Genomic DNA, 21,668 nt, shown 5'->3' with positions numbered 1-21,668 from the left:
CATGAAAAAACATGGCACATTAAACAGTGAGATTACTGCCGTGCTTGCCCGTCTTGGTCATACGGACACGATTGTGATCGCAGATTGCGGGTTGCCGATCCCGGATGGCGTGACACGGATTGACCTGGCATTGAAACGGGGCTTGCCGTCATTCTTGGAGACACTTGAAGTGGTACTTACCGATATGCAAACAGAGCGTGTTGTGCTTGCTTCTGAGATCACAGAGCACAATCCCATCGTGAAAGAAAAGACATTGTCGCTTTTGAATGGGACAGAGGTTTCATATATGGAGCATGAGCAGTTCAAGGAACTCACTCAACAGGCGAAGGCGATCATTCGAACGGGAGAGGCAACACCGTACGCCAATATTATTTTGCAGGCGGGTGTTATTTTTTAAAGCGAGGGAAGGATACGCATGGATCAAGTAATTGAAATGACGGACATCAGCAAATCGTTCGGAGCTGTGCATGTACTCAAAGATGTTTCCTTCTCGCTCGACAAAGGTGAAATTCACGCGCTAATGGGTGAGAATGGGGCCGGAAAATCAACGTTAATGAAAATTTTGACCGGCATTTATCCGAAAGATTCAGGCGTGATCCGAGTGCGTGGAGAGGAAGTGGAGTTCAGTGGACCGAAGGACGCGGAGGAAAAGGGGATCGCGGTCATTCACCAGGAGCTTAACATTATTCCACAGCTAACCGTAATGGAGAATATGTTTCTCGGGCGAGATTTGACAGGGGCTTTTGGTGTGCTGCGCACAAAAGAAATGAAGGCCAGAACAAAAGAGTATTTAGGTCGGCTCGGGGTTCAGATTGATCCGGATACAGAGGCGGGGACGCTCTCCATTGGGCAGCAGCAGATGATCGAGATTGCGCGTGCGCTATCGTTGAATGCGGAAGTGTTGATTATGGATGAGCCGACAGCGGCCCTGACGGAGCGGGAAATTGAGGCGTTGTTCAGTGTAATTCGTGACCTGCGTGCTCAGGGTGTCGGCGTGGTATACATCTCGCATCGGATGGAGGAGATTTTTGCTCTTTGTGACCGTATCTCGGTTTTGCGTGATGGTACGTTTGTCGGAACGGAGATTATTAAAGATACGACGCTTGATCGCATCGTACAGATGATGGTTGGCCGAGAGCTCGGGGAACGCTTCCCGGAACGATCCGTCAAGCCGGGGGAAGAACGGCTTCGTGTCGAGAATTTGAGCGATGGCGGTATCCTGCGTGATATTAGCTTTGCCGTACGCCAGGGTGAAATTCTAGGTGTCGCAGGGCTTATGGGAGCAGGGCGGACAGAAATTATGCGAACCTTATTCGGTATGGTGCCAAAGAAGAGCGGTCGAATTGTACTCGATGGGCAAGAGATTACGATTCGCAAACCGGAAGATGCGATTCGTCACGGGATTGCGTTCGTTACGGAAGATCGCAAAGCACAGGGACTTGTGCTCGAATTGTCGGTACGTGAAAATATTGCTCTGCCCAATCTGCCTGTCTTATCTCACAATGGCTTGATGGCGACCGGGAAAGAAAAGCAACTTGTACGTGATATGATCGGACGTCTGAACATCAAAACAAGGGATTCAGAACAGCGTGTCAAATCACTGTCGGGTGGCAATCAGCAAAAAGTCGTCATCGGTAAGTGGCTTGGCATCCAGCCGAAAATTCTCATTCTAGACGAGCCGACACGAGGCGTTGATATCGGGGCCAAAAAAGAAATTTATCACATTATGAATCAACTAACAGCGGAAGGCGTCACGATTATCATGATCTCATCTGAGTTGCCCGAGATTCTCGGCATGAGCGATCGGATTTTGGTCATGCATGAAGGAAAGCTGACTGCTGTGATGGATGCCCGTGGTGCAACGCAGGAAGCGATTATGCACGCGGCGACCGGAGGGAAGTAACAATGGGAACTACCAAAACATTTTCTACGAGTATACAGCGGCTTGGTTCGCTGGTTGGGCTTCTTGTAATTATTGTGATTTTGTCGATTATGAGCCCGGATTTTTTGACTGAAAATAATATTCTAAACGTAATGCGCCAGGTGTCTGTTAACGCGCTTATTGCATTCGGGATGACGTTCGTCATTCTAACTGGCGGCATTGACCTGTCTGTCGGCGCGGTGCTCGCACTTTCCGGTGCCTTTACGGCTAGTACGATGACGAATGGTATGAGCCCAGTGCTTGCGATCTTGTGTGGTCTTGCGGCGGGTACGGTAATGGGAGCAGCCAACGGTTTGTTGATTACAAAAGGAAAAGTTGCGCCATTCATTGCGACACTGGCTACGATGACGATTTTCCGTGGGCTGGCACTTGTATATACGGACGGGCGTCCAATTACCGGATTTAATAGCGACCTGTTTACGATGCTGGGTGCAGGTTATTTTTCTTACATTCCCGTTCCAGTTATTTGGATGGTAATTACCTTCATTCTTCTGTATTTTATTCTCCGCAGGACAGCATTTGGTCGCCGAGTATATGCCATTGGAGGGAATGAGGAAGCATCTCTTCTGTCTGGCATCAAGGTAGATCGTGTCAAAATATACATTTATGCGCTGACGGGTTTTTTGTCGGCGCTGGCCGGGATTATTCTCACCTCCCGTCTGAACTCCGCACAGCCGAATGCCGGAATGGGCTACGAGCTGGATGCAATCGCCGCTGTTGTGCTTGGTGGGACAAGCCTGTCAGGTGGGCGCGGCTGGATTTTTGGTACATTGATCGGTGCCATGATTATCGGGGTGCTGAACAACGGCCTGAACTTACTGGAAGTCTCCTCTTTCTACCAGCAGGTAGTCAAAGGGGCTGTTATTCTGCTGGCGGTGCTTCTTGACCGTAAAAAAGCAGCCTAATTCATTTATCTACTTAAGGAGGGTATTACACATGAAACGACTTTTTAAAGGAATGGCAGCCGGAATGCTTGGCATCTCTCTGTTAGCAGGCTGCACGACGCAGGCTCCAGGCACGAGCAATAATAAGAGTGCGCAAGGTGGCAAGACAGGAGAAGTAACGGTCGGTCTGGCTGTCTCTACGCAAAACAATCCATTTTTCGTCAGCTTAAAAGAAGGAGCAGAGAAAGCAGCGACCGCTAACGGGATGAAACTGGTGACAGTAGATGCACAGGATGATCCGGCGAAGCAAATCTCCGGCATTGAGGATTTGATTCAGCGTAAGGTCAATGTTATTCTGGTAAATCCGACGGACTCTGCCGCGATTGTGTCTGCGATTAAGTCTGCCAATAATGCCAATATCCCGGTTATTACGGTTGACCGTAGTGCAGAAGGGGGCAAGGTTGTCTCTCATGTAGCGTCTGATAACGTAGAGGGTGGCCGTATGGCAGCCAAATATTTGCTAGATAAAATCGGCAAGAAGGGCAATGTGGTTGAACTTGAAGGCATTGCTGGGTCCTCGGCAGCTCGTGAGCGTGGCCAAGGATTCCATGAAATTATCGATAAAGAAGCGGGCGTAAAAGTTGTAGCGAAGCAGCCGGCTGATTTTGACCGCGCCAAAGGATTGAGCGTAATGGAGAACATTCTTCAGGGTAACAAAAATGTCAAAGCCGTATTTGCTCATAATGATGAAATGGCGCTCGGAGCCATTCAGGCGATCCAGGCAGCAGGCTTAAAAGATGTGGTCGTTGTCGGATTTGATGCTACTGCTGACGCTGTAAAAGCAGTACAAGATGGCCGAATGAGCGCCACAATTGCCCAGAAGCCAGAACTAATTGGAAAACAGGCGGTAGAAGCTGCGAAAAAAGTAGTAAATGGAGAGAAAGTTCCAGCGAGCATCCCAGTTAAGCTTGAGTTGATTACGAAAAAATAGAGAAAATCAAAGTTGAACATAAACAAAAATATAAAGACTTATCAAAAGAAATGAAAAGCAAAGCCAATCAACTTCTGGATATACATTAATCGTACATCCGATATTGATTTTTATAGTAGAGAGTGATAAGGTGTCTTATGTAGTCATTAGTAAAACAAAAAATAATCTGTTTACTACTAGGGGTGTCCGAGAGTTCGGGCTGAGATTGAAACGCGCTTACGTTTCTAAACCCTCGGGACCTGATCTGGATCATACCAGCGTAGGAAAGTAGTTCGTATGAGTTATCTGTAGCTACGAGGCATTCGTCTATGCCTTGCTAGATCTCTCATGTATAACGAGCCGGGTCCCTGTATAGGGCCCGGCTTTTATTATGCTGATCCTTATCCTGTCCTTTTGTGTAGTATGCACGAAAAAGGAGGAAGAAACATGCAAGAGAAAAATTGGGAAGTAAAAGGGTTTCCGAACAGCCGGAAGATATATGTAGAAGGGTCACGGTCAGATATTCGTGTACCCGTTCGTGAGGTTGCCTTGTCTCCATCCCAAAACGGGGAAGAGGTAGTTGAAAATGCACCGGTGCGCATTTATGACACGAGTGGTCCGTACACAGATGAAGCATGTGAGGTAAACATTCGAGAAGGAATTGCGAAAATCCGTCAGAACTGGATTGAAGAGCGTGGAGATGTTGAGGAATATGAAGGCAGAGCTGTAAAGCCGGAAGATAATGGTCTGCGTCTTGGAGAAGCATTGGAGAATCATGAGGTATTTCCTGGACTGATTCGGAAACCACTTCGTGCGAAACAAGGGCAAAGTGTCACGCAACTTCATTATGCACGTCGCGGCATCATCACACCTGAGATGGAGTTTGTTGCGATTCGTGAGAACATGGAGCCGGAATTTGTAAGACAAGAGATTGCAGCAGGACGTGCTATCATTCCGTCTAATATTAATCATCTAGAAACTGAGCCGATGATTATTGGACGTAATTTCCATGTGAAAATTAATGCCAATATCGGGAATTCAGCTGTTACCTCTTCGATTGAGGAAGAAGTAGAAAAAATGACATGGGCGATTCGCTGGGGTGCGGATACGATTATGGATCTTTCTACGGGGAAAAACATTCATGCCACACGTGAGTGGATCGTGCGTAATTCTCCCGTTCCGATTGGGACTGTTCCGATTTATCAGGCACTTGAGAAAGTTGGAGGAAAGGCTGAAGAACTTACGTGGGAGATTTTCCGCGATACATTAATTGAACAAGCAGAGCAAGGGGTGGATTACTTTACAATCCATGCTGGAGTACTCCTTCGCTATATTCCTCTTACCGCGAAACGGGTAACGGGTATCGTGTCGCGTGGTGGTTCCATTATGGCGGCCTGGTGTCTGGCTCATCATCAGGAAAATTTCTTATATACACATTTTGAGGACATTTGCGAAATCATGAAAGCGTATGATGTTGCCTTCTCGCTTGGAGATGGATTGCGCCCGGGAAGCATTGCCGATGCGAATGATGATGCGCAGTTTGCTGAATTGGAAACACTCGGGGAATTAACGAAGATTGCCTGGAAGCATGACGTACAGGTGATCGTAGAAGGACCGGGACATGTACCAATGCATAAGATTAAAGAAAACATGGATCGGCAACTAGAAGTGTGTCAGGAAGCGCCATTTTATACATTAGGTCCACTGACAACTGATATTGCACCAGGATACGATCATATTACATCAGCTATTGGAGCCGCTATGATTGGGTGGTATGGAACAGCTATGCTATGTTATGTGACACCGAAAGAACATCTTGGCTTGCCAAATAAAGAAGATGTCCGAGTAGGGGTTGTTACGTATAAGCTAGCTGCGCATGCTGCTGACCTAGCCAAAGGACATCCAGGTGCCCAGATCCGCGATGATGCTCTCTCTAAAGCGCGTTTTGAATTCCGCTGGAGAGATCAATTTAACCTCTCACTTGATCCGGAACGTGCGATCGAATATCATGATGAAACACTCCCGGCAGAGGGAGCGAAAACAGCCCATTTTTGCTCGATGTGTGGACCGAAATTTTGCAGTATGCGTATTACACAGGATATTCGTGAATACGCGAAGAACAATGGGTTGGATACAGAAGAAGCAGTGAATCAGGGAATGAAAGAAAAAGCGGATGAATTCCGTGTAGCAGGAAGCCAAATTTATAATTGAGCAAGAAGAGCGTGATTGAAAGGAGGAGGCTGTCTCAAAAGCTGTAACAAAGCGGCTGAGAGGAGCCTCTTTTTTCTTAGTGGTGGTTTTCTCCAAAATGTGGAGGAGGAGCGGGATCGGGCGGGGCCTCGTCACTTCGGTACGCTTACGGAGAAGTTGTAACTGTCCGCTCCAGGTGCCAAGCGAACTCGCCCACAAAAGAAGGCCCAAGATGAATTTGCATCGAAGCATTGTGGGCAAAATCCCGTTCGCTCGGCTCCTTCCGCTAGGGGAATCGCGTACAGGCGTTCCGCTGCCCCGCCCGCCCCCGCTCCTGACACAGTTTGGATAAAAATCCTTAAGCAATATCAAGAGGCTGAGCTTTGCTATGCAAGTAAAAAACAAGGAAGCTACCTTTCGAGAAGCCAATGGCGATCGAGCAGATTCGCTCTGGCGTGGCATGTTTTTGGTAAATGGAAACGTTGTGCGGGGAGTGGGAGAAGGGAGGAGCAAGAGAGTACCTGTACGCGTCTACTCAGCGGAGGGAGAACGGTGAATGGGCTTTTGCCCGCAATTCTTCAGTGAATCAACATCACATGCTTTTCTTTGCGGGCGAGTTCGCCGGGCTCCCGGAGCGGACAGTTCCCACTTCCCTGCAAGCGTACCGAAACGAACGGCTCCTCCCTTCTCTCACTCCCTCACCACCACACGTTGTCGATACCACAAAAAAACTGCCCCTCTCGCCATGTTCTGGCTTGGGACAGTCTCTTTCCTGACGGCCTTTATACTTGTTTAAATCGAACCGGCTGCAGCCCTTTGCGTTTGCGGTCATTGTTTGACCAGTTGCCGTAGCCGTATAGCGTAAACGCCTGAATTTTGTACAACAGCGCGTACAGTTCATCGAATTCAAGTGCGTCATAATAGTACTCATACAGGTTCTCTTTGCCAATCTGCTTGCCCCAGTAGCTATAATCATCAAGCATCCAGCTTAACATAGCGAATGGATATGGCATCGTATCTTCCTGGTAGCGGTCGCACCAGTCTGTGAATAGCTCGAATGTAGGTTCGTCCATCATCGGACGGAAGGCATCAATACGGAAATCAAGGGTTGGGTGCATCGTACTCATCGTGTCTCTCCTGTTCTATCAAATAAGAATTATCCCCGGTTCGTGATCCCAAACTCTGCGGCGAATACTTTGCTTTCGCTACGGCGTTCGCGGCGGACGGAGGCACGACGCGGGGCGGATTCATGCAGGGCAATTTCTTCTGGTGTTTCCGGTACAATAGGCGGTACGGAGATCGGTTTGCCAGCTTCATCAAGTGCTACGAATGTCAGGAACGAGGTGGCGCAGACGATTTTTTCACCGGTCAGCAGGTCTTCTGAAACGATACGGACGAAAATCTCCATTGACGTTTTGTGTGTCCAGGTAACGAACGATTCTAGACGCACCGCGTAGCCTGCCTTAATTGGATGCAGGAAGTCAACGGAATCGGTGGACGCAGTTACAACTGGGTGACGAGCATGTTTTGTAGCGGCAATTGTTGCAACATCATCGATGTAGGCCATAACCTCTCCACCGAACATGGTACCGTGATGGTTTGTATCAGGTGGCAACACCATACTTTCTTTAATGGTACGCGACTCGTGTACATATTTTGCAGGTATTGTTTGTTGTATCATGATGTGGTCCTCCTACGAGATGACAATACTTTTTTGCTATTTTACCATACTGGCACGAATTTTGCTTGTTAGAAACTGCATTCATCGGCTCAGTACATAGGGTTGTATGGTAAGATGATATACATACTACGACAGAGGAACCGAAGCAAGCGATTGATGGTGGTCGGACAATTTTCTTCCATGGACCGGATCAGGAACTTCTGCAATTTGTTGAACCAGCAGGACGATAATCGGATACAAAAATCGAAAAAAGAGCTCCGGCTGTCTACATGTTTGGTAGATGGCCGGAGCTTTTTTGTGAGATCAGTCGATTTCGATAATAGAAAGCTTACGTGCCTGGCGCAGGTCTATATAGCCTGTCTCTGTTTTAACAAGTGGGCGTAATGGTTCATCCGGGTTTAGATAGACAATGGTTCCACGTGTCTGATCATTGAGGGTCACATTATGGCCGATATAGCCGCCGACAATAAAGCGTACGAAAGGAAGAACAATGCGAGGATTCAATTGATTGTTGAAAGCAGCATTTGTTAGTTCCTGTGCGGCTTGATAGGGTGAAACATGTGGGGAACCTACTTGATCAGAACAGTACCGATCATACTCATTGGCGACAGCGACTACCTGTGCCGTGAACGGAATCTGATCTCCTTGCAGACCTTTTGGATAACCGGAGCCATCCAGGTATTCGTGATGGTACAGTGCAGCTTCCTTAATGATATCGTTTGTGCCGGAGACTAAAGAGAGAATTTCGCATCCGTATGTAGTGTGAGAACGAAGCTCTTCTTTTTCTTTGTCTGTAAGTTTTTTGTGGTCTTTCTGGATGAGAATCGGATTAAGTTTGAGTTTACCGATGTCATGCAGAAGTCCACACTGACCGTACAACCAGATATCATCTGGCGAGAGATGAAGCAGACGGGCGATCACGCCGCATAGTAGGCTGACGTTGAGACTGTGTCGATATGTATAATCATCGAAGCCGCGTACTTTATGCAGGGCTAGCAGCATGGATGTATTCTCGAGTGCCGATTCCAGCAGACTGGAGTAACTGGCCAGGTATGAATGAAGGGAAATAGGACGATTTTCTTCGATTTCTTCAAACATTCTTTTAATTTGATCAAGATTGTTTACGTAAGAATTGCCGAACGACTTATTAGTTGTTCCGGTAATGTCCCGGATTTGCTCAATCACTTCACGTTTAATATGTTTAGCGTCATCATCTACCATAATACTATCAACATCATGGTTAAAAAGGAGTGTAATATCTGTACCGCGTAGTCGGGTGCCCTTCTCAAGCAACAATGTGCCAGTATTTGAATAAATATCTTCTGCTAGAATAGTATCCTTTAGCAGATACGATAATTTTTTACGATTCACATCATGTCCCTCCCAAAGCCTGTCTTTCTATCTATATACTGATCCATTGTAATTAGTTAGATCATATCGTAAGACTTCTACGCATTTCAACTATCGGTTGGATATTATGGAACATGCAGGAATATTGCATTATTTCACTTGATGAAAAAAAGTAATAAGATAATGAAAAAGGCCCAGGAAAGGTCATGGGAACTGTAGAGAAAGTATATTAAATTATCTAAAAATATTGACGTTTGTTCCTGTTTAATACTATACTTTAACTATTACTATACGATTTTTATACGCTATATAATTATTTTGTAATATTAATTCGTTTATACATGGAGGGACATATGATTAAGTTAATTGCGATTTATAAGAAGCCGGAAGATACAGTAGCATTTGATACCCACTATAATGAGGTGCACGCGCCGCTTGCAGCCAAAATGCCAGGTTTGATTAAGTTAGAGGTGAATCGGATTTATGGCGGACCGATGGGAGATAGCAATCTTCACCTGATCGCAGAGATGTATTTTGAAACAAAGGAAGCGCTCACAGAAGCACTGAATGCTCCAGAAGGACGGGCAGCAGGCAAGGATCTGATGGGATTCGCAGGTAAGCTGGTTTCGATGCATTTCGCAGAAGTTGAGTAATTCATCCTGGCATTTGCAGAATAGGAACGTGATCATAGATGTTATCCAACAACCGATTTAATCAATATGTCGGCATTGTAGTCGAGCATCAGGATGAGGATACATGCACAGTTGTGCTCGATATTCGACCTGAACACTATAATAGTATCGAGGGCGTGGTCCATGGCGGTGTAACAAGTACGCTGGCCGATGTGGCTATGGGGCATGCAGCTGCCCCACATATTGATGGCGTGCAGCAGTGTGTTACCCTCGAGAGTAAAGTCAACTATCTAGCTCCTGCACGCGGAGACAAATTGATTGCTCAGTCCAAAGTTATAAAGCGCGGCGGACGGACGATTGTCATGCAAGCGGAAGTACGGACAGGAGAAGGCGAGCTTGTAGCTGTTGCACTTGGTACGTATGCACGAAAATCGAAAGCGGTTACACGGTAAGACCACCCGCAATTGTTGAATAAGTAAGGAGATAGCTATGAACGATACATTCATTACCGTTTCAGTAGAAGGAAATGTTGGAATCATTGAGCTGAACCGACCGCACGTATTGAATGCGCTTAACCTTCAGATGGTCGAGGAGATCGTAGCGGCCCTTGAGGCGTTTGACCGGGATCAAACGATACGTTGTATGGTGATTACCGGACAGGAGCGAGCGTTCGCTGCAGGAGCAGATATTGAAGAGATGGCGCATGATGGAGTCGTCTCGATGCTCGTCAAAGACCAGTTTGCTGTATGGGATCGAATTTCGCTTGTGACAAAACCGATTATTGCAGCGGTTAGCGGCTTTGCCCTCGGCGGCGGCTGTGAACTGATGATGAGCTGTGATATTGTCATCGCATCCGAGACCGCACGAATCGGGCAGCCTGAGGTGAAGCTTGGCGTTATGCCTGGTGCGGGCGGCACACAGCGCCTGACGAAAGCGGTTGGCAAGTTGAAAGCGATGGAGATGCTTTTGACAGGTGAGCCGATTACAGCACACGAAGCACTGCAGTACCGACTTGTTAATCGGGTGGTTCCGGCTGAACTATGCCGAGCGGAAGCATTAAAAACAGCCCGTCGCATTGCTGATATGCCTCCGCTTGCCGTGCGTCTAATTAAGAAGTCTGTCGTCAAAGCAGTCGATGCGACAACAACCGAAGGGCTTGAATATGAACGTAATTGTTTCTATCTTTTGTTTGCCAGTGAAGACAAGGCGGAAGGTATGAATGCTTTTATAGAAAAGCGGAAGCCGAATTTTACCGGACAATAATGAAGGAGGCGCAGCTCAATGTACGAAACGATTCAATATGAAGTGACAAACCATGTGGCGGTGCTGATGCTAAACCGCCCGGAGCGGTATAACGCGTTTACGAAGCAGATGCACAAGGAAATTATTACGGCACTCAAACAGGCGGAGAAAGATTCGGATGTGCGCTGCGTGGTCATTACCGGTGCAGGCAAGGCGTTCAATGCCGGACAAGATCTCGGAGAAGTACAGTCGGGCGAACCAGTAGAGTTCAGCGCATTATTACGTGAGCGATACAATCCGATGGTCATGCAGATTCAAAATATGGGTAAGCCGGTAATTGCGGCTGTGAACGGTGCAGCAGCAGGAGCTGGAATGAGTCTGGCACTTGCCTGTGATCTTCGGCTGGCGGCAGATAATGCTGTGTTCAGCAATGCGTTCATTAATATTGGACTTGTGCCGGATTCCGGTGGGTGCTATTTCCTCTCGCGCATCGTAGGCATCGGACGTGCACTTGAATTGGCGCTTAGCGGGGATAAGCTACATGCTGCGGAAGCGCACCGCATTGGCATGGTTAATCAAGTATATCCAGCAGAGCAGTTCGCGGAAAGCGTACGTGTATATGCCGAGCGTCTGGCAGCACTGCCGACGAGAAGCATTGGTTTAATTAAAAAGGCGATGTACAAAAGTCTTCATATGACACTTGAGGAAGCGCTTGAGTATGAAGCATATTCTCAAGATATTGCAGGGAATACGGCTGACCATAAAGAAGGCGTACAGGCGTTTTTCGACAAGCGTGCACCGTTGTTCCAGGGGAAATAACAGTGGAGGTGAGGGTATGAAGGGACTTACGCCGGGTGTTACAGAGACCATTGAGATTATGGTGACAGACGATATGCGTCCCGCTTTTGATGGGGAAGTGGTCCATCAAGTCATGTCTACGGTAACGATGATTTATTATATGGAAAAAGCCGGGCGGCATGTCATTCTGCCTTATCTCGAAGAGGGAGAAGAAGGGGCAGGTTACGATGTTTCGATTACGCATACGGGGCCAGCTATCGTAGGTGAGAAAGTTGTGTTTACCGCGGTTTGCACAGATGTAGGAGAACGCCGGGTTGTATGTGACGTAACTGCTCGTACATCACACGGAGTGATTGGGCAGGGGACATTTATACAGGCGATTTTTCGCAAGGCACGCATGGAGAAGAAGCTTCAGGAACTGCGCGTGGCGCTTGAATCGGCAACGTAACCGGCCAAAAAGCCGGAATCATATGACTCCGGCTTTTTGGCTACACGTTATGGTTTTTGATGCGAGATAGAAAAAGTTTGATCTCGCCTGCGGTAAAGAAATGTCCATTTTCATTTTCTTCTGGAAGAACGATAGCAGGCGATACGGAGAGTAGGACCGCATCATCCGGACTATACAGCATAAGCTGAACAAGTTCACCGTTCGCAAACTGCCAGGTAATCACTTCTGTATTCGTTGTATCCGAGCGCTGAATATGTAAGATGTGTGCTTCATACGGATAAGAGCTGGCTATTAGACCTGATACCTCTACCTCGGCTATATTCATTGAATTTCCTCCATCCCACTTTTGTATAACGCTTTATAATTGGTTCGTTTATATAGCGCTATATTTTTTCTTTTATAGTAATCAAATTCTGAAAGAGCGTCAATATAGGTGCGGATAAGCAGAAAAAAGGCATGTGATACGCTATAATAGACAAACAAAATGTTTTACAGAAGGGTTGGAGAAGTACAAAGTGAAATCTCAGTCTATGTTATTTACAATTTATGGTGAATATGTGCGCCATTATGGTGGAGAGATATGGGTTGGAAGTATAACGAAGCTGATGGGAGAGTTCGGGCTGTCCGAGCCGGCTATCCGAGCCGCGATTTCGCGTATGATGAAGCAGGGATGGATTGAATCACGCAAGATTGGGAACCGGAGCTACTATCGCATGACATCGCGCGGCAAGAAGCGGCTGGATGAAGCGGCATTGCGTATTTATAAGGAGATGCCTGCGGAATGGGATGGAAGTTGGAGCATCGTTAGCTATAACATTCCGGAAGAGAAGCGACATTTGCGCGATCAGTTGCGCAAAGAGTTGTCATGGATGGGGTTTGGAATGCTGGCGAACAGCACCTGGATCAGTCCGCACAATCTCGAAGAGCGGGTTAAAGATATGAATGAGGCATACGAGATTACACCGTATGTAGAGATTTTTCGTGCACAGCATCTTGGCTGGAGCGAACCGGCTGGGCTGGTGAGCCGTTGCTGGAATCTGGACGAGATTAATGCGGCGTATGAAGAGTTCATTACAGAGTATCGTCCAAAATATGATGATATAAAAGAAAAATCGCGCCAGCGTGAGGGTTTACAGGACAATGAGTGTTTTGTAGAGAAGACAAAGCTTGTACATGAATACAGGAAGTTTTTATTTATTGATCCGAGCCTGCCGGATGAATTGTTGCCGAATTTCTGGCTTGGAAAGGAAGCAGAGGAATTATTCCGTGGGTATTATGATTTGTTGCATCCGGGTGCTGTCCGCTTCTTCCTGTCGTTTTTTGAATCGGCTCCAGTCGTATAGTTGACGCTATCATCATGTTGTATAGAGAGGGGAATTTTTCATGGTGAAGACAGAGAACATTTTATTCGAACAAAAAGGATATGTGGGTGTCATTACACTGAATCGTCCGGAGAGCATGAATACGTTTAATTACGAAACGCTCAAAGAACTCGGTGAACTGGTAGAAAATATTGCACAGCGTACGAAAGAGATTCGTACAGTGATCATCACAGCAAACGGCAGGGCATTTTCGGCTGGTGCCGATCTGAAAGAGCGCCGTACGCTAAATGAACAGGAAGTGCGCCGTAATGTTTCCAAAATCCGCGATGTATTCACAGCGGTAGAGCGTCTGCCGCAGCCGGTGATTGCGGCTATTAATGGATATGCGTTTGGTGGCGGATTCGAGCTAGCGCTCGCATGCGATTTCCGCTTTGCCGTTGCTGGTGCGGGTATGGGATTGACAGAAGTAAGTCTTGGCATTATTCCGGGTGCAGGAGGGACACAACGTTTGGCACACCTGATCGGCCCGGCGAAAGCGAAAGAGCTTGTTTTCACTGCCCGTAAAATTACAGCAGAACAGGCGTATGAATACGGTATTCTCAACGGGGTGGCCGCAGACGATGAGGCGTTGCTTTCGGTAGCTTTTGAGTTAGCAGAAGAAATTGTTCAGAACGCTCCGCTTGCTGTGTACCAGGCGAAGTACGCCATCAGTAAAGGGAGCTGCGTAGATTTGCAGACGGGCCTTGATATTGAGACGAAAGCATATGAAGTGATCATTCCGACGAAGGATCGAGTAGAAGCACTGGCAGCATTCAGTGAGAAAAGAAAACCGATATTTCTCGGCGAATAAAAGGGAGGGGTTCCTGTGATTTTCAATGAAGCAATGGAGACGATGGGGCGTGAACAAAAGGAAGCGCTTCAACTCGAACGGCTGCAGGAAACGGTACGGCATGCGTATGAGCGCGTACCGTTTCATAAGGAAGCGCTTGATCAAGCTGGAATTGCACCGGATGACATTCAATCCCTCGAAGATTTGCAGAGTCTCCCCTTTATGAAAAAAACGGATCTGCGCGAGAATTATCCATTTAATCTGTTCGCGGTGGATATGTCAGAAGTCGTACGCATCCACGGCTCTTCTGGCACGAAAGGAAAGCCAACGGTTGTCGGCTACACGAAGCAGGACATTGAGAACTGGGGTGAGATTGTCGCCCGTGCGATCTGTGCAGCAGGCGGAAAACCAGGGGATATTTTCCATAATGCATACGGCTATGGTCTGTTTACAGGTGGCCTTGGTCTGCACTATGGCATTGAGCATTTGCGTGCGGTCGCGGTTCCGGTATCAGGAGGGAATACGCCGCGCCAAATTACATTGATTGAAGATTTCAAGCCGCGTGGCATTTCTGGAACACCGTCGTATGTTATGAATATTGCAGAAGAGATGGAGCGGATGGGAAAAGACCCGCGTACCACTACAATTGAGTATGGAATCTTCGGAGCAGAGCCGTGGTCCGAAGAGATGCGGACGCAGCTCGAAGAAAGACTGAATATTAAGGCGATTGATATTTACGGATTGAGTGAAGTGCTAGGACCAGGTGTTTCGATTGAGTGCATCGAGGCACAGGATGGCCTGCATATCGCAGATGACCACTTTATTGCCGAGATTGTAGATCCAGAAACAGGTGAAGTGCTGCCATACGGTATGGAAGGAGAGCTTGTCTTTACCTCACTGACGAAGGAAGCCTTCCCGGTCATTCGTTACCGGACAGGAGATATTGCGTCGCTGAATCCGGCTACCTGTAAATGCGGGCGAACGAGTTTGCGTATGTCGCGCATTAAGGGTAGGGTGGATGATATGCTGATCATTCGTGGTGTGAACGTGTTCCCGACTGAGATCGAGGGTGTGTTGTTCCAATTCCGCGAGCTTGCTCCGCATTATCAGGTTGTAATTGAAAGAGACGGAGCATTGGATCGCTTCGAGGTGCATGCTGAAATAACGAAAGAATATAAGGCAGTTGTAGGACCGCTTGAAGATAACAGTACGATTGCTGACCTTGTACGCCGCATTGGTCATGAGATGAAAAACGCGCTTGGCGTATCCGTTTTGCTGCGGATTCGCGAGCCGAATAGCATTATGCGTAGTGAAGGGAAAGCAGTTCGGATTGTGGATAATCGGACAAAATCACTTATCGGCTAGTCAAATTAGAAAGCGCTTGCAAATCAAAAGATGAGGAAAGGAGCCAGGCAGTATAAACAGCCTGGCTCCTTTCTTGCGTGAAAAAATAAGTCGAGTCTGAATTTCCGTATTACATCTATATTGGCTCTTTGACTTTTAATCCATACTTTGACTTTTAATCCATACTTTGACTTTTAATCCATACTTTGACTTTGAATACCTGGCTTATTTTATAGGAATTAAAGTTAGGGTATATAGTGCGCATGAACATCCTTATGTTGTAAAATATTGTTATGATAAGGAAGGAGGGGGCGTGGTGATTTCACAAATTCAACGCTATACTGCCTGGTACAACAAGCCTGCTGCGTGGCCGACAGCGCAAATGCGCCGGATTGGAAGTAGCTTCGGCACGACCGTACCTATTATCAACTTTCCGCCTAAAAGCAATCTATCTGGCATGACTCGCAGCGGCACAGCAGCGGCGGTAGAAGTACATCGGAGTATAGCGGAAGCCGGCAAAGCAGCAGAATTGCTCCTGGACTCTAATTCAGACAGCATATACAGCAAGCAGGATCATAGTGGAATACATCAGGCCATCGGAGATTTCGCCGCTGCGTATAATACTATGTTGCGTACTGTACAGGATGAGAAAGAGGAATTGCCGCAGCAGATTCTACATAACATGTCCTGTAGTCTATCGATCGATTCAGACGTGCTACAAAGCATCGGAGTTTCCGTTCAAGCAGATGGGACACTCGAAGTTGACTCCCAAAAGTTTGAAATGGCTCTTACAAACGATTTTGCCCGCGTCCAATCGATGATCAGTGGAAGGGAAGGAATAGCATCTGCGGTATCCGAACAGGTTAAAGCGATCGAATACGTCCCTGCCTCGGTATTGCTTCCATCCGTACCCTCCATTTTTGTTCCTCCTTTATTCGATCAACAGCCATCTAGATATTACCACACTATTTCCAACATGATGTATACACAAGCATTTACTAGCGGAACGATGCTCGATACGTACTTGTAATTCTGGTAAGCGGTAGTCGATTCTTTCAAGTTTGGTCCGGCTTTCCTGCTTGCTAATTATAGATATGGGGAAGGGGAGGGATGTTATGAGAGGGAAACAATCTTTTATTGTGAAACTTTTACTTATTATTCTGATGCTTACAGGTATGGCACTCACAGCAATGGGGGCGATTAATTATATCTCCGCCAAACAGATCATTTTGGCTTCCTTACAGAATAATGCAAACTCCCAGGTGCGTATTCATGCAACGCAGCTGGAAACATGGTTGAATACACGCTTGTCCGAGGTTGTTGTGATGGCGAATACAGATCTTGTCCGAAGCGGTACAACGGACCAAATTTTAGCCTATTTTGAGCGGGAAAAAGCACGCATGAATGGAACGTATGCATCTATCAGTGTAGGAGACACAAAAGGCAATCTTATCATTGATAAAAATCTGGTGATTCAGATCGGAAGCGAACCGACATTTCCGGATGTTATGGCGGGCAAACCGATCGTCTCAAATCCATTCCCTGCCAAAGAGAATGGCAGCTTGATCATTTCGTTTGAGGCGCCTGTACGGGATATGAATAACAAGGTGAAGGGGCTAGTCAGTGGAGCGTCTCCGATTGGGGAAGTATTCCGGCAGGCTACGGATTTCAAAGTTGGACAGTCTGATCAAGTATACGTGTTTCAGTCAGATGGTCTTATCATTCATCATCCGGATAAAAACAAGATTCTAAAAGAAAACGTGCTGAAGGGGAGCGCAGGGAGTAGCGGGACACTTGCAGCCGAGATGCTTAAGACAAAGCAGGGCATGAAAGAGTTTACGAAAGACGGGCACGATTATATGGTTTTCTACCATCAGGTTCCGGGAACAAGCTGGATGATGGCGCTTGAAGTACCGCTAGCGGAATTTACGAGTCCGCTCAATTCCCTGCTTATTAAGGTTGTGATTTCAGGTGCTGTTACGCTAGTGGTGATTGCGCTCTTTGTGTATCTCTCTCTATTGCGTCCAGTACGGAGAATTCGAGATATTGCATCGGTTGCGGAACGAATTGCCGGAGGGGACTTGCGGGCAGAACAACTTCCGGTGGATTCGGAAGATGAGATTGGTCACTTGTCGCATGCTGTTAACGGCATGCTGGAAAACTTGCGCCGCTTGATTGACCAGGTTAATCAGACAGCCAGACAGGTCGCGTCGTCTTCACAGGAACTGGCAGCCGGTGTAGCACATGCAGGCGGCACTTTGAATCAGATTACAATTGCTACGCAGGAAGTGGCAGTTGGTGTAGAGCAGGAAGTGGAAGGGATAACGAAGACAGCTCAAACGATGGAACATATGACGAATGGTGTCCACCAGATCGCTTCTTCCTCTTCGGTTGTGGCAGAAGCGGTACACCGGACAGCTGTAGAGGCGGAGAAAGGAAACCGCACCATTCAGCAGGCGGTACAGCAGATGAATACGATAGGTACATCGGTGGAAGAGGCAGCAAGCGTGGTGCGTCTGCTTGGAGAACGCTCGCAGGAGATTGGCGGAATCATTGGGGTCATTACATCGATTGCTGAACAAACAAACTTGCTAGCACTGAATGCGGCAATCGAAGCGGCACGGGCTGGTGAACAGGGGAAAGGATTCGCAGTGGTAGCGGATGAAGTACGTAAGCTTGCGGAGCAATCCAAGCAGTCTGCTGATCAGATTGCACAGGTAATTCAGGAGATCCAGGGAGAGACACAGCGGGCAGTAGGATCGATGAACAAAGGTACAGAGGAAGTTAGTACAGGTGTTCAGGCTGTGGATGAAGCAGGGCTTATATTTCAAAATATTATGGATTCCGTTGAGTCGATTTCTACGCAAATTAGCCAGATTTCGGTTTCATCTGAAGAGATGGCAATCAGCGCGGAAAACATTTTGAAATCCGGGCAAGATATGCTTGTGATTTCCAGGCAGTCTGCTGGGAATTCTCGTGATGTAGCCGGATATGCACAAGAACAGATTTCCTCCATTGATCAGATTGCAGCTGCTTCCGCATCGTTAAGCCGCATGGCACTTGAACTTGAAGAATCCATGCAACAATTTAAAACGGATAAATCATCATAATTCCTAGTTGACTTTGTTGTTTAATGTGTTAAAATAAACTCAACAGCAAGAAAATTTAATAGTTTCGGACTCTTATCTAGAGAGGCAGAGGGACTGGCCCTATGAAGCCTCGGCAACCTTGAATCATTATGGTTCAAACGGTGCTAATTCCAGCAGCGCAAATGACGCTGAAAGATAAGAGGTCCGGCGGAGCTTTCAAACGTCTGTCGTCGACCTCTTACTTTGGTAAGAGGTCGTTTTTATTTGCAAGGGGGGACTAGAAGAGAGACAGGGGTTGCAACTGTATTGAATTTTCTTGGCATTTATAAAAAGGGGGAAGTACAGATGAAAGTAAAATCAATTATTTTAACATGGGTATTCGTCGTTCTAGCAGGACTGCTTGCTGCATGCGGCGGTGGAGAGAAGGCTGCTCCATCTGGACAGGCAGGAACAAAAGAAACGAAAGAAATCACGATTGGTGCAACAGCCGGTCCGTACAGTGATCAGATTAAAAAAGGCATTCAGCCTATTCTTGAGAAAAAAGGCTATACAGTAAAAATAGTAGAGTTCAACGATTACGTTCAACCGAATAATGCGCTGGCAGAAGGATCGCTTAATGCGAACGTATTCCAACATGTTGTGTACCTGAAGAAATTTGCGAAAGATCATAATCTTCCTATTACAGACGCGCTTCAAGTTCCGACTGCACCACTTGGTGTGTATTCTAACAAACACAAGTCACTTGATGAAGTACAATCTGGCGCGACTGTAACTCTGCCAAATGATCCGACTAACCAGGCACGTGCGCTTGTAATGCTAGAACAGTTCGGCTGGATTAAGCTGAAAGCAGGTATCGACCCGACAAAAGCATCGGAAAAAGATGTGGCACAGAACGTGAAAAATATTCAATTGCAACCACTTGAAGCTGCCCAGCTTCCGCGTTCCCTTGCTGATGCAGACTATGCATTCGTAAATGGTAACTTCGCGATTGCATCTGGACTTAAATTAACAGAAGCGCTGAAATTAGAGAATCTTCCAGAAAAATACATGAACATTGTAGCTGTAAAAACAGCAGATAAAGACAATCAGATTACAAAAGATATAATCGAAGCATACAAATCACCAGAATTTAAAGCTGTTGTAGAGAAAGACTTCCAGGGATTTCAAAAACCTGAATATTTGAAATAATTAGAACGAAAGAAGGAGAGCTGCTGTGAGCACGACAATCGGAGATATAGTAGAATGGTCGGCCCGGAATTATCCGGAGAAACTTGCCCTTGTGTATGAATATGGAGTAAAACAGCATCACTTTACGTATCGTGAACTTGACAATAAAGTGAATCAATTCGCACGAGCGCTACAGCGCCTTGGTATAGGAAAAGGGGACGTTGTATCGTCATTCCTCTACAATACAAGCGAATATGTTATCGCGATGTTCGCTGTAGCGAAAATCGGTGCGATTTTTAACCCGATTAATTATCGCTTAGCCCCGCATGAACTGCAATACATTCTGCAGGATGCAAATGCTAAAGTGGTGCTGTACGAAGAGGTGGGGGCACAGACAGTAGAGCAGGCGCGTCAGATCGGCACACCTGTGCTGCACTGGGTTTATGTGGATTCATCCGTTCCAGCAAGTGCCCTAGACTTCTATCAACTTCTGGATGCAGAATCAATAGAAAAGCCGGAAGCAGCTGTCGCTGAGAATGATTACTGCATTATGATGTATACAAGTGGTACAACTGGCCGTCCGAAAGGCGTGCTTCACACGCACCGCAGCAAGCTTCACCATAATTTTATGATGATGCAGTGCATGGGGCTCACTAAAAATGACATCGGACTTTCGGCAGCACCGCTGAATCATACAGCGGAACTGCACACATCGTTCCTCCCGCGTGTTCAGATAGGGGCGACGAACGTACTGCTTCATCATTTCGATGCGACAGAAGTGCTTGCGACTATTGAACGTGAACAGGTGACGCATATGTTTGCAGCACCGACGATGATCACGATGATGTTACACGTTGAGGGGATTGAAGCGTACAATCTGTCGTCGCTTCGCTTGGTGGAATACGGAGGGGCATCGATGGCTCCTATTTTAATCCATGAATTCGATCAGAAAATTGGAGCTGATCTGGTACAAATCTTCGGCACAACTGAGATGGGCCCGTGCATGGCGGTGTTGCATCCGGATGAACAGCTTGCACGGGCAGGAGCAGCTGGAAAAGCAAGCTTGACACATGAGATCGTGATTGCTCGTGTTCCGGAAGACGGAGAACCGACTAACCCGGCTGACCGCTGCGAAGTGGGTGAAGTGGGTGAGATTCTCGTGAAGGGCCCGTGCATGATGAATGGCTACTACAACCGTCCAGAGGCAACAGCGAGAGCACTTGCGTATGGCTGGTATCATACAGGAGACCTCGGTGAGTATGACGAGGACGGATACATCTGGATTCGTGACCGGATGAATCATATGATTATCTCCGGTGCGGAGAATGTTTATCCACGTGAAGTGGAAGATTGCCTGATCGAACATACAGGTGTGAAGGAAGCAGCTGTAATTGGCAAGCCCGACCCGAAATGGGGACAGATCGTTCTGGCGTATATTGTAGTGGCAAAAGGGAACAAACTTACAGAAGCAGATCTGAATACGTTCCTGCTTGACGGAGGTAAGCTCGCTCCGTACAAACGTCCGCGCGAATACCACTTTGTGGATGAACTACCAAAGACGGCAAGCGGAAAGATTCAAAAGTTCATACTTGAAGATGAAGTAAAGAAAACGGCGCAGGTATAACCTGCGCCTTACTTTATGTTTTTTGTTTACGAGTCGATTCGTTCGCTTACAATGGCGGACCAGCCTTTTCCTTTATATGCATTGTAGCCTTTCGTTCGGCAGTAGGCATAGATTCGTTCTTTGCCGTACGGATTACCTGTAAGCAGGCCCTGTACT

At 47.0% G+C, this 21,668-nt stretch carries 21 protein-coding genes and 2 riboswitches; of the genes, 17 read left to right on the top strand and 4 right to left on the bottom strand.

The window, feature by feature from the left end; all coding sequences use genetic code 11:
* The first annotated feature begins 1 nt into the window (after position 1).
* The 5 genes from rbsD to thiC all read left to right on the top strand — a co-directional run bounded on the left by rbsD (position 2) and on the right by thiC (position 6,007).
* The gene (gene rbsD / locus CB4_RS18170) at positions 2-397 is read left to right on the top strand and encodes a D-ribose pyranase (RefSeq protein WP_096467150.1); all 396 of its coding nucleotides are present in this window, start codon (positions 2-4) and stop codon (positions 395-397) included.
* Positions 398-415: 18 nt separating this feature from the next.
* Positions 416-1,903 (top strand): sugar ABC transporter ATP-binding protein, encoded by a 1,488-nt coding sequence (locus CB4_RS18165; RefSeq protein WP_096467149.1) that lies wholly within the window; start codon positions 416-418, stop codon positions 1,901-1,903.
* 2 nt (positions 1,904-1,905) lie between these two features.
* On the top strand, positions 1,906-2,847 hold the full coding sequence (gene rbsC, locus CB4_RS18160; protein WP_096467148.1) for a ribose ABC transporter permease: 942 nt from the start codon (positions 1,906-1,908) through the stop codon (positions 2,845-2,847).
* A 31-nt stretch (positions 2,848-2,878) separates the two neighbouring features.
* On the top strand, positions 2,879-3,817 hold the full coding sequence (gene rbsB / locus CB4_RS18155; RefSeq protein ID WP_096467147.1) for a ribose ABC transporter substrate-binding protein RbsB: 939 nt from the start codon (positions 2,879-2,881) through the stop codon (positions 3,815-3,817).
* A gap of 168 nt (positions 3,818-3,985) precedes the next feature.
* Positions 3,986-4,100: riboswitch (TPP riboswitch) on the top strand.
* A gap of 119 nt (positions 4,101-4,219) precedes the next feature.
* Positions 4,220-6,007: a phosphomethylpyrimidine synthase ThiC gene (gene thiC, locus CB4_RS18150; RefSeq protein WP_373681378.1), complete on the top strand. Its 1,788-nt coding sequence runs from the start codon at positions 4,220-4,222 to the stop codon at positions 6,005-6,007.
* Positions 6,008-6,768: 761 nt separating this feature from the next.
* Here the strand turns inward: thiC and CB4_RS18145 are convergent.
* From CB4_RS18145 to CB4_RS18130, 3 genes are all read right to left on the bottom strand, one after another.
* Positions 6,769-7,113, bottom strand: a complete 345-nt coding sequence (locus tag CB4_RS18145) for a hypothetical protein (protein ID WP_096467145.1) — start codon at positions 7,111-7,113, stop codon at positions 6,769-6,771.
* 29 nt (positions 7,114-7,142) lie between these two features.
* Positions 7,143-7,667, bottom strand: a complete 525-nt coding sequence (locus tag CB4_RS18140) for an acyl-CoA thioesterase (RefSeq protein ID WP_096467144.1) — start codon at positions 7,665-7,667, stop codon at positions 7,143-7,145.
* A 303-nt stretch (positions 7,668-7,970) separates the two neighbouring features.
* Positions 7,971-9,038 (bottom strand): HD-GYP domain-containing protein, encoded by a 1,068-nt coding sequence (locus tag CB4_RS18130; protein WP_096467143.1) that lies wholly within the window; start codon positions 9,036-9,038, stop codon positions 7,971-7,973.
* Positions 9,039-9,370: 332 nt separating this feature from the next.
* Here CB4_RS18130 and CB4_RS18125 point away from each other — a divergent pair, with 332 nt between their 5' ends.
* Genes CB4_RS18125 through CB4_RS18105 form a run of 5 tightly spaced genes read left to right on the top strand, consistent with a single transcriptional unit; the run spans position 9,371 to position 12,137 of the window.
* Positions 9,371-9,670 carry an EthD family reductase gene (locus CB4_RS18125; RefSeq protein WP_096467142.1) on the top strand — a complete coding sequence of 100 codons (300 nt, stop codon included), beginning with the start codon at positions 9,371-9,373 and terminating at the stop codon, positions 9,668-9,670.
* Between the two features lie 38 nt (positions 9,671-9,708).
* Positions 9,709-10,101: a PaaI family thioesterase gene (locus tag CB4_RS18120; protein WP_096467141.1), complete on the top strand. Its 393-nt coding sequence runs from the start codon at positions 9,709-9,711 to the stop codon at positions 10,099-10,101.
* A 37-nt stretch (positions 10,102-10,138) separates the two neighbouring features.
* Complete coding sequence (locus tag CB4_RS18115; protein WP_096467140.1) at positions 10,139-10,912, top strand: enoyl-CoA hydratase-related protein; 774 nt, start codon at positions 10,139-10,141, stop codon at positions 10,910-10,912.
* Positions 10,913-10,930: 18 nt separating this feature from the next.
* Positions 10,931-11,710 (top strand): enoyl-CoA hydratase-related protein, encoded by a 780-nt coding sequence (locus CB4_RS18110; RefSeq protein WP_096467139.1) that lies wholly within the window; start codon positions 10,931-10,933, stop codon positions 11,708-11,710.
* 16 nt (positions 11,711-11,726) lie between these two features.
* Positions 11,727-12,137, top strand: coding sequence for a thioesterase family protein (locus tag CB4_RS18105; RefSeq protein WP_096467138.1), 411 nt, complete (start codon positions 11,727-11,729; stop codon positions 12,135-12,137).
* A gap of 40 nt (positions 12,138-12,177) precedes the next feature.
* On the opposite strand, the gene CB4_RS18100 is transcribed toward CB4_RS18105, so the two are convergent.
* Positions 12,178-12,462, bottom strand: coding sequence for a hypothetical protein (locus tag CB4_RS18100; RefSeq protein ID WP_096467137.1), 285 nt, complete (start codon positions 12,460-12,462; stop codon positions 12,178-12,180).
* A gap of 190 nt (positions 12,463-12,652) precedes the next feature.
* On the opposite strand from CB4_RS18100, the gene paaX reads away from it, so the two are divergent.
* From paaX to CB4_RS18065, 7 genes are all read left to right on the top strand, one after another.
* Positions 12,653-13,480, top strand: a complete 828-nt coding sequence (paaX, locus tag CB4_RS18095; protein ID WP_096467136.1) for a phenylacetic acid degradation operon negative regulatory protein PaaX — start codon at positions 12,653-12,655, stop codon at positions 13,478-13,480.
* A gap of 40 nt (positions 13,481-13,520) precedes the next feature.
* The gene (locus CB4_RS18090; protein ID WP_096467135.1) at positions 13,521-14,309 is read left to right on the top strand and encodes an enoyl-CoA hydratase-related protein; all 789 of its coding nucleotides are present in this window, start codon (positions 13,521-13,523) and stop codon (positions 14,307-14,309) included.
* Between the two features lie 15 nt (positions 14,310-14,324).
* Entirely contained in the window at positions 14,325-15,653 is a 1,329-nt protein-coding gene (locus tag CB4_RS18085) for a phenylacetate--CoA ligase family protein (protein WP_096467134.1), read from the top strand.
* Positions 15,654-15,948: 295 nt separating this feature from the next.
* A complete protein-coding gene (gene fliD / locus CB4_RS18080; protein ID WP_096467133.1) occupies positions 15,949-16,662 on the top strand; it encodes a flagellar filament capping protein FliD in 714 nt (237 codons plus the stop codon).
* Positions 16,663-16,747: 85 nt separating this feature from the next.
* Complete coding sequence (locus tag CB4_RS18075) at positions 16,748-18,742, top strand: methyl-accepting chemotaxis protein (protein ID WP_172890922.1); 1,995 nt, start codon at positions 16,748-16,750, stop codon at positions 18,740-18,742.
* Positions 18,743-18,811: 69 nt separating this feature from the next.
* Positions 18,812-18,923: riboswitch (SAM riboswitch) on the top strand.
* 143 nt (positions 18,924-19,066) lie between these two features.
* Positions 19,067-19,909, top strand: coding sequence for a MetQ/NlpA family ABC transporter substrate-binding protein (locus CB4_RS18070; RefSeq protein ID WP_096467131.1), 843 nt, complete (start codon positions 19,067-19,069; stop codon positions 19,907-19,909).
* Between the two features lie 25 nt (positions 19,910-19,934).
* Positions 19,935-21,512 carry a long-chain-fatty-acid--CoA ligase gene (locus CB4_RS18065; RefSeq protein WP_096467130.1) on the top strand — a complete coding sequence of 526 codons (1,578 nt, stop codon included), beginning with the start codon at positions 19,935-19,937 and terminating at the stop codon, positions 21,510-21,512.
* Positions 21,513-21,668 lie beyond the last annotated feature (156 nt).

Source organism: Aneurinibacillus soli (assembly GCF_002355375.1).
GTDB lineage: Bacteria > Bacillota > Bacilli > Aneurinibacillales > Aneurinibacillaceae > Aneurinibacillus > Aneurinibacillus soli.
The sequence above is the reverse complement of the archived record's forward strand: the minus strand, read 5'-3'. Positions and strand labels throughout refer to the sequence as shown.

Excerpts from the sequence above, each read along its gene's own strand:
- rbsD (WP_096467150.1), top strand. The coding sequence starts at position 2 with ATGAAAAAACATGGCACATTAAACAGTGAGATTACTGCCGTGCTTGCC.
- CB4_RS18165 (WP_096467149.1), top strand. The coding sequence starts at position 416 with ATGGATCAAGTAATTGAAATGACGGACATCAGCAAATCGTTCGGAGCT.
- rbsC (WP_096467148.1), top strand. The coding sequence starts at position 1,906 with ATGGGAACTACCAAAACATTTTCTACGAGTATACAGCGGCTTGGTTCG.
- rbsB (WP_096467147.1), top strand. The coding sequence starts at position 2,879 with ATGAAACGACTTTTTAAAGGAATGGCAGCCGGAATGCTTGGCATCTCT.
- thiC (WP_373681378.1), top strand. The coding sequence starts at position 4,220 with ATGCACGAAAAAGGAGGAAGAAACATGCAAGAGAAAAATTGGGAAGTA.
- CB4_RS18145 (WP_096467145.1), bottom strand. The coding sequence starts at position 7,113 with ATGAGTACGATGCACCCAACCCTTGATTTCCGTATTGATGCCTTCCGT.
- CB4_RS18140 (WP_096467144.1), bottom strand. The coding sequence starts at position 7,667 with ATGATACAACAAACAATACCTGCAAAATATGTACACGAGTCGCGTACC.
- CB4_RS18125 (WP_096467142.1), top strand. The coding sequence starts at position 9,371 with ATGATTAAGTTAATTGCGATTTATAAGAAGCCGGAAGATACAGTAGCA.
- CB4_RS18120 (WP_096467141.1), top strand. The coding sequence starts at position 9,709 with ATGTTATCCAACAACCGATTTAATCAATATGTCGGCATTGTAGTCGAG.
- CB4_RS18115 (WP_096467140.1), top strand. The coding sequence starts at position 10,139 with ATGAACGATACATTCATTACCGTTTCAGTAGAAGGAAATGTTGGAATC.
- CB4_RS18110 (WP_096467139.1), top strand. The coding sequence starts at position 10,931 with ATGTACGAAACGATTCAATATGAAGTGACAAACCATGTGGCGGTGCTG.
- CB4_RS18105 (WP_096467138.1), top strand. The coding sequence starts at position 11,727 with ATGAAGGGACTTACGCCGGGTGTTACAGAGACCATTGAGATTATGGTG.
- CB4_RS18100 (WP_096467137.1), bottom strand. The coding sequence starts at position 12,462 with ATGAATATAGCCGAGGTAGAGGTATCAGGTCTAATAGCCAGCTCTTAT.
- CB4_RS18090 (WP_096467135.1), top strand. The coding sequence starts at position 13,521 with ATGGTGAAGACAGAGAACATTTTATTCGAACAAAAAGGATATGTGGGT.
- CB4_RS18075 (WP_172890922.1), top strand. The coding sequence starts at position 16,748 with ATGAGAGGGAAACAATCTTTTATTGTGAAACTTTTACTTATTATTCTG.
- CB4_RS18070 (WP_096467131.1), top strand. The coding sequence starts at position 19,067 with ATGAAAGTAAAATCAATTATTTTAACATGGGTATTCGTCGTTCTAGCA.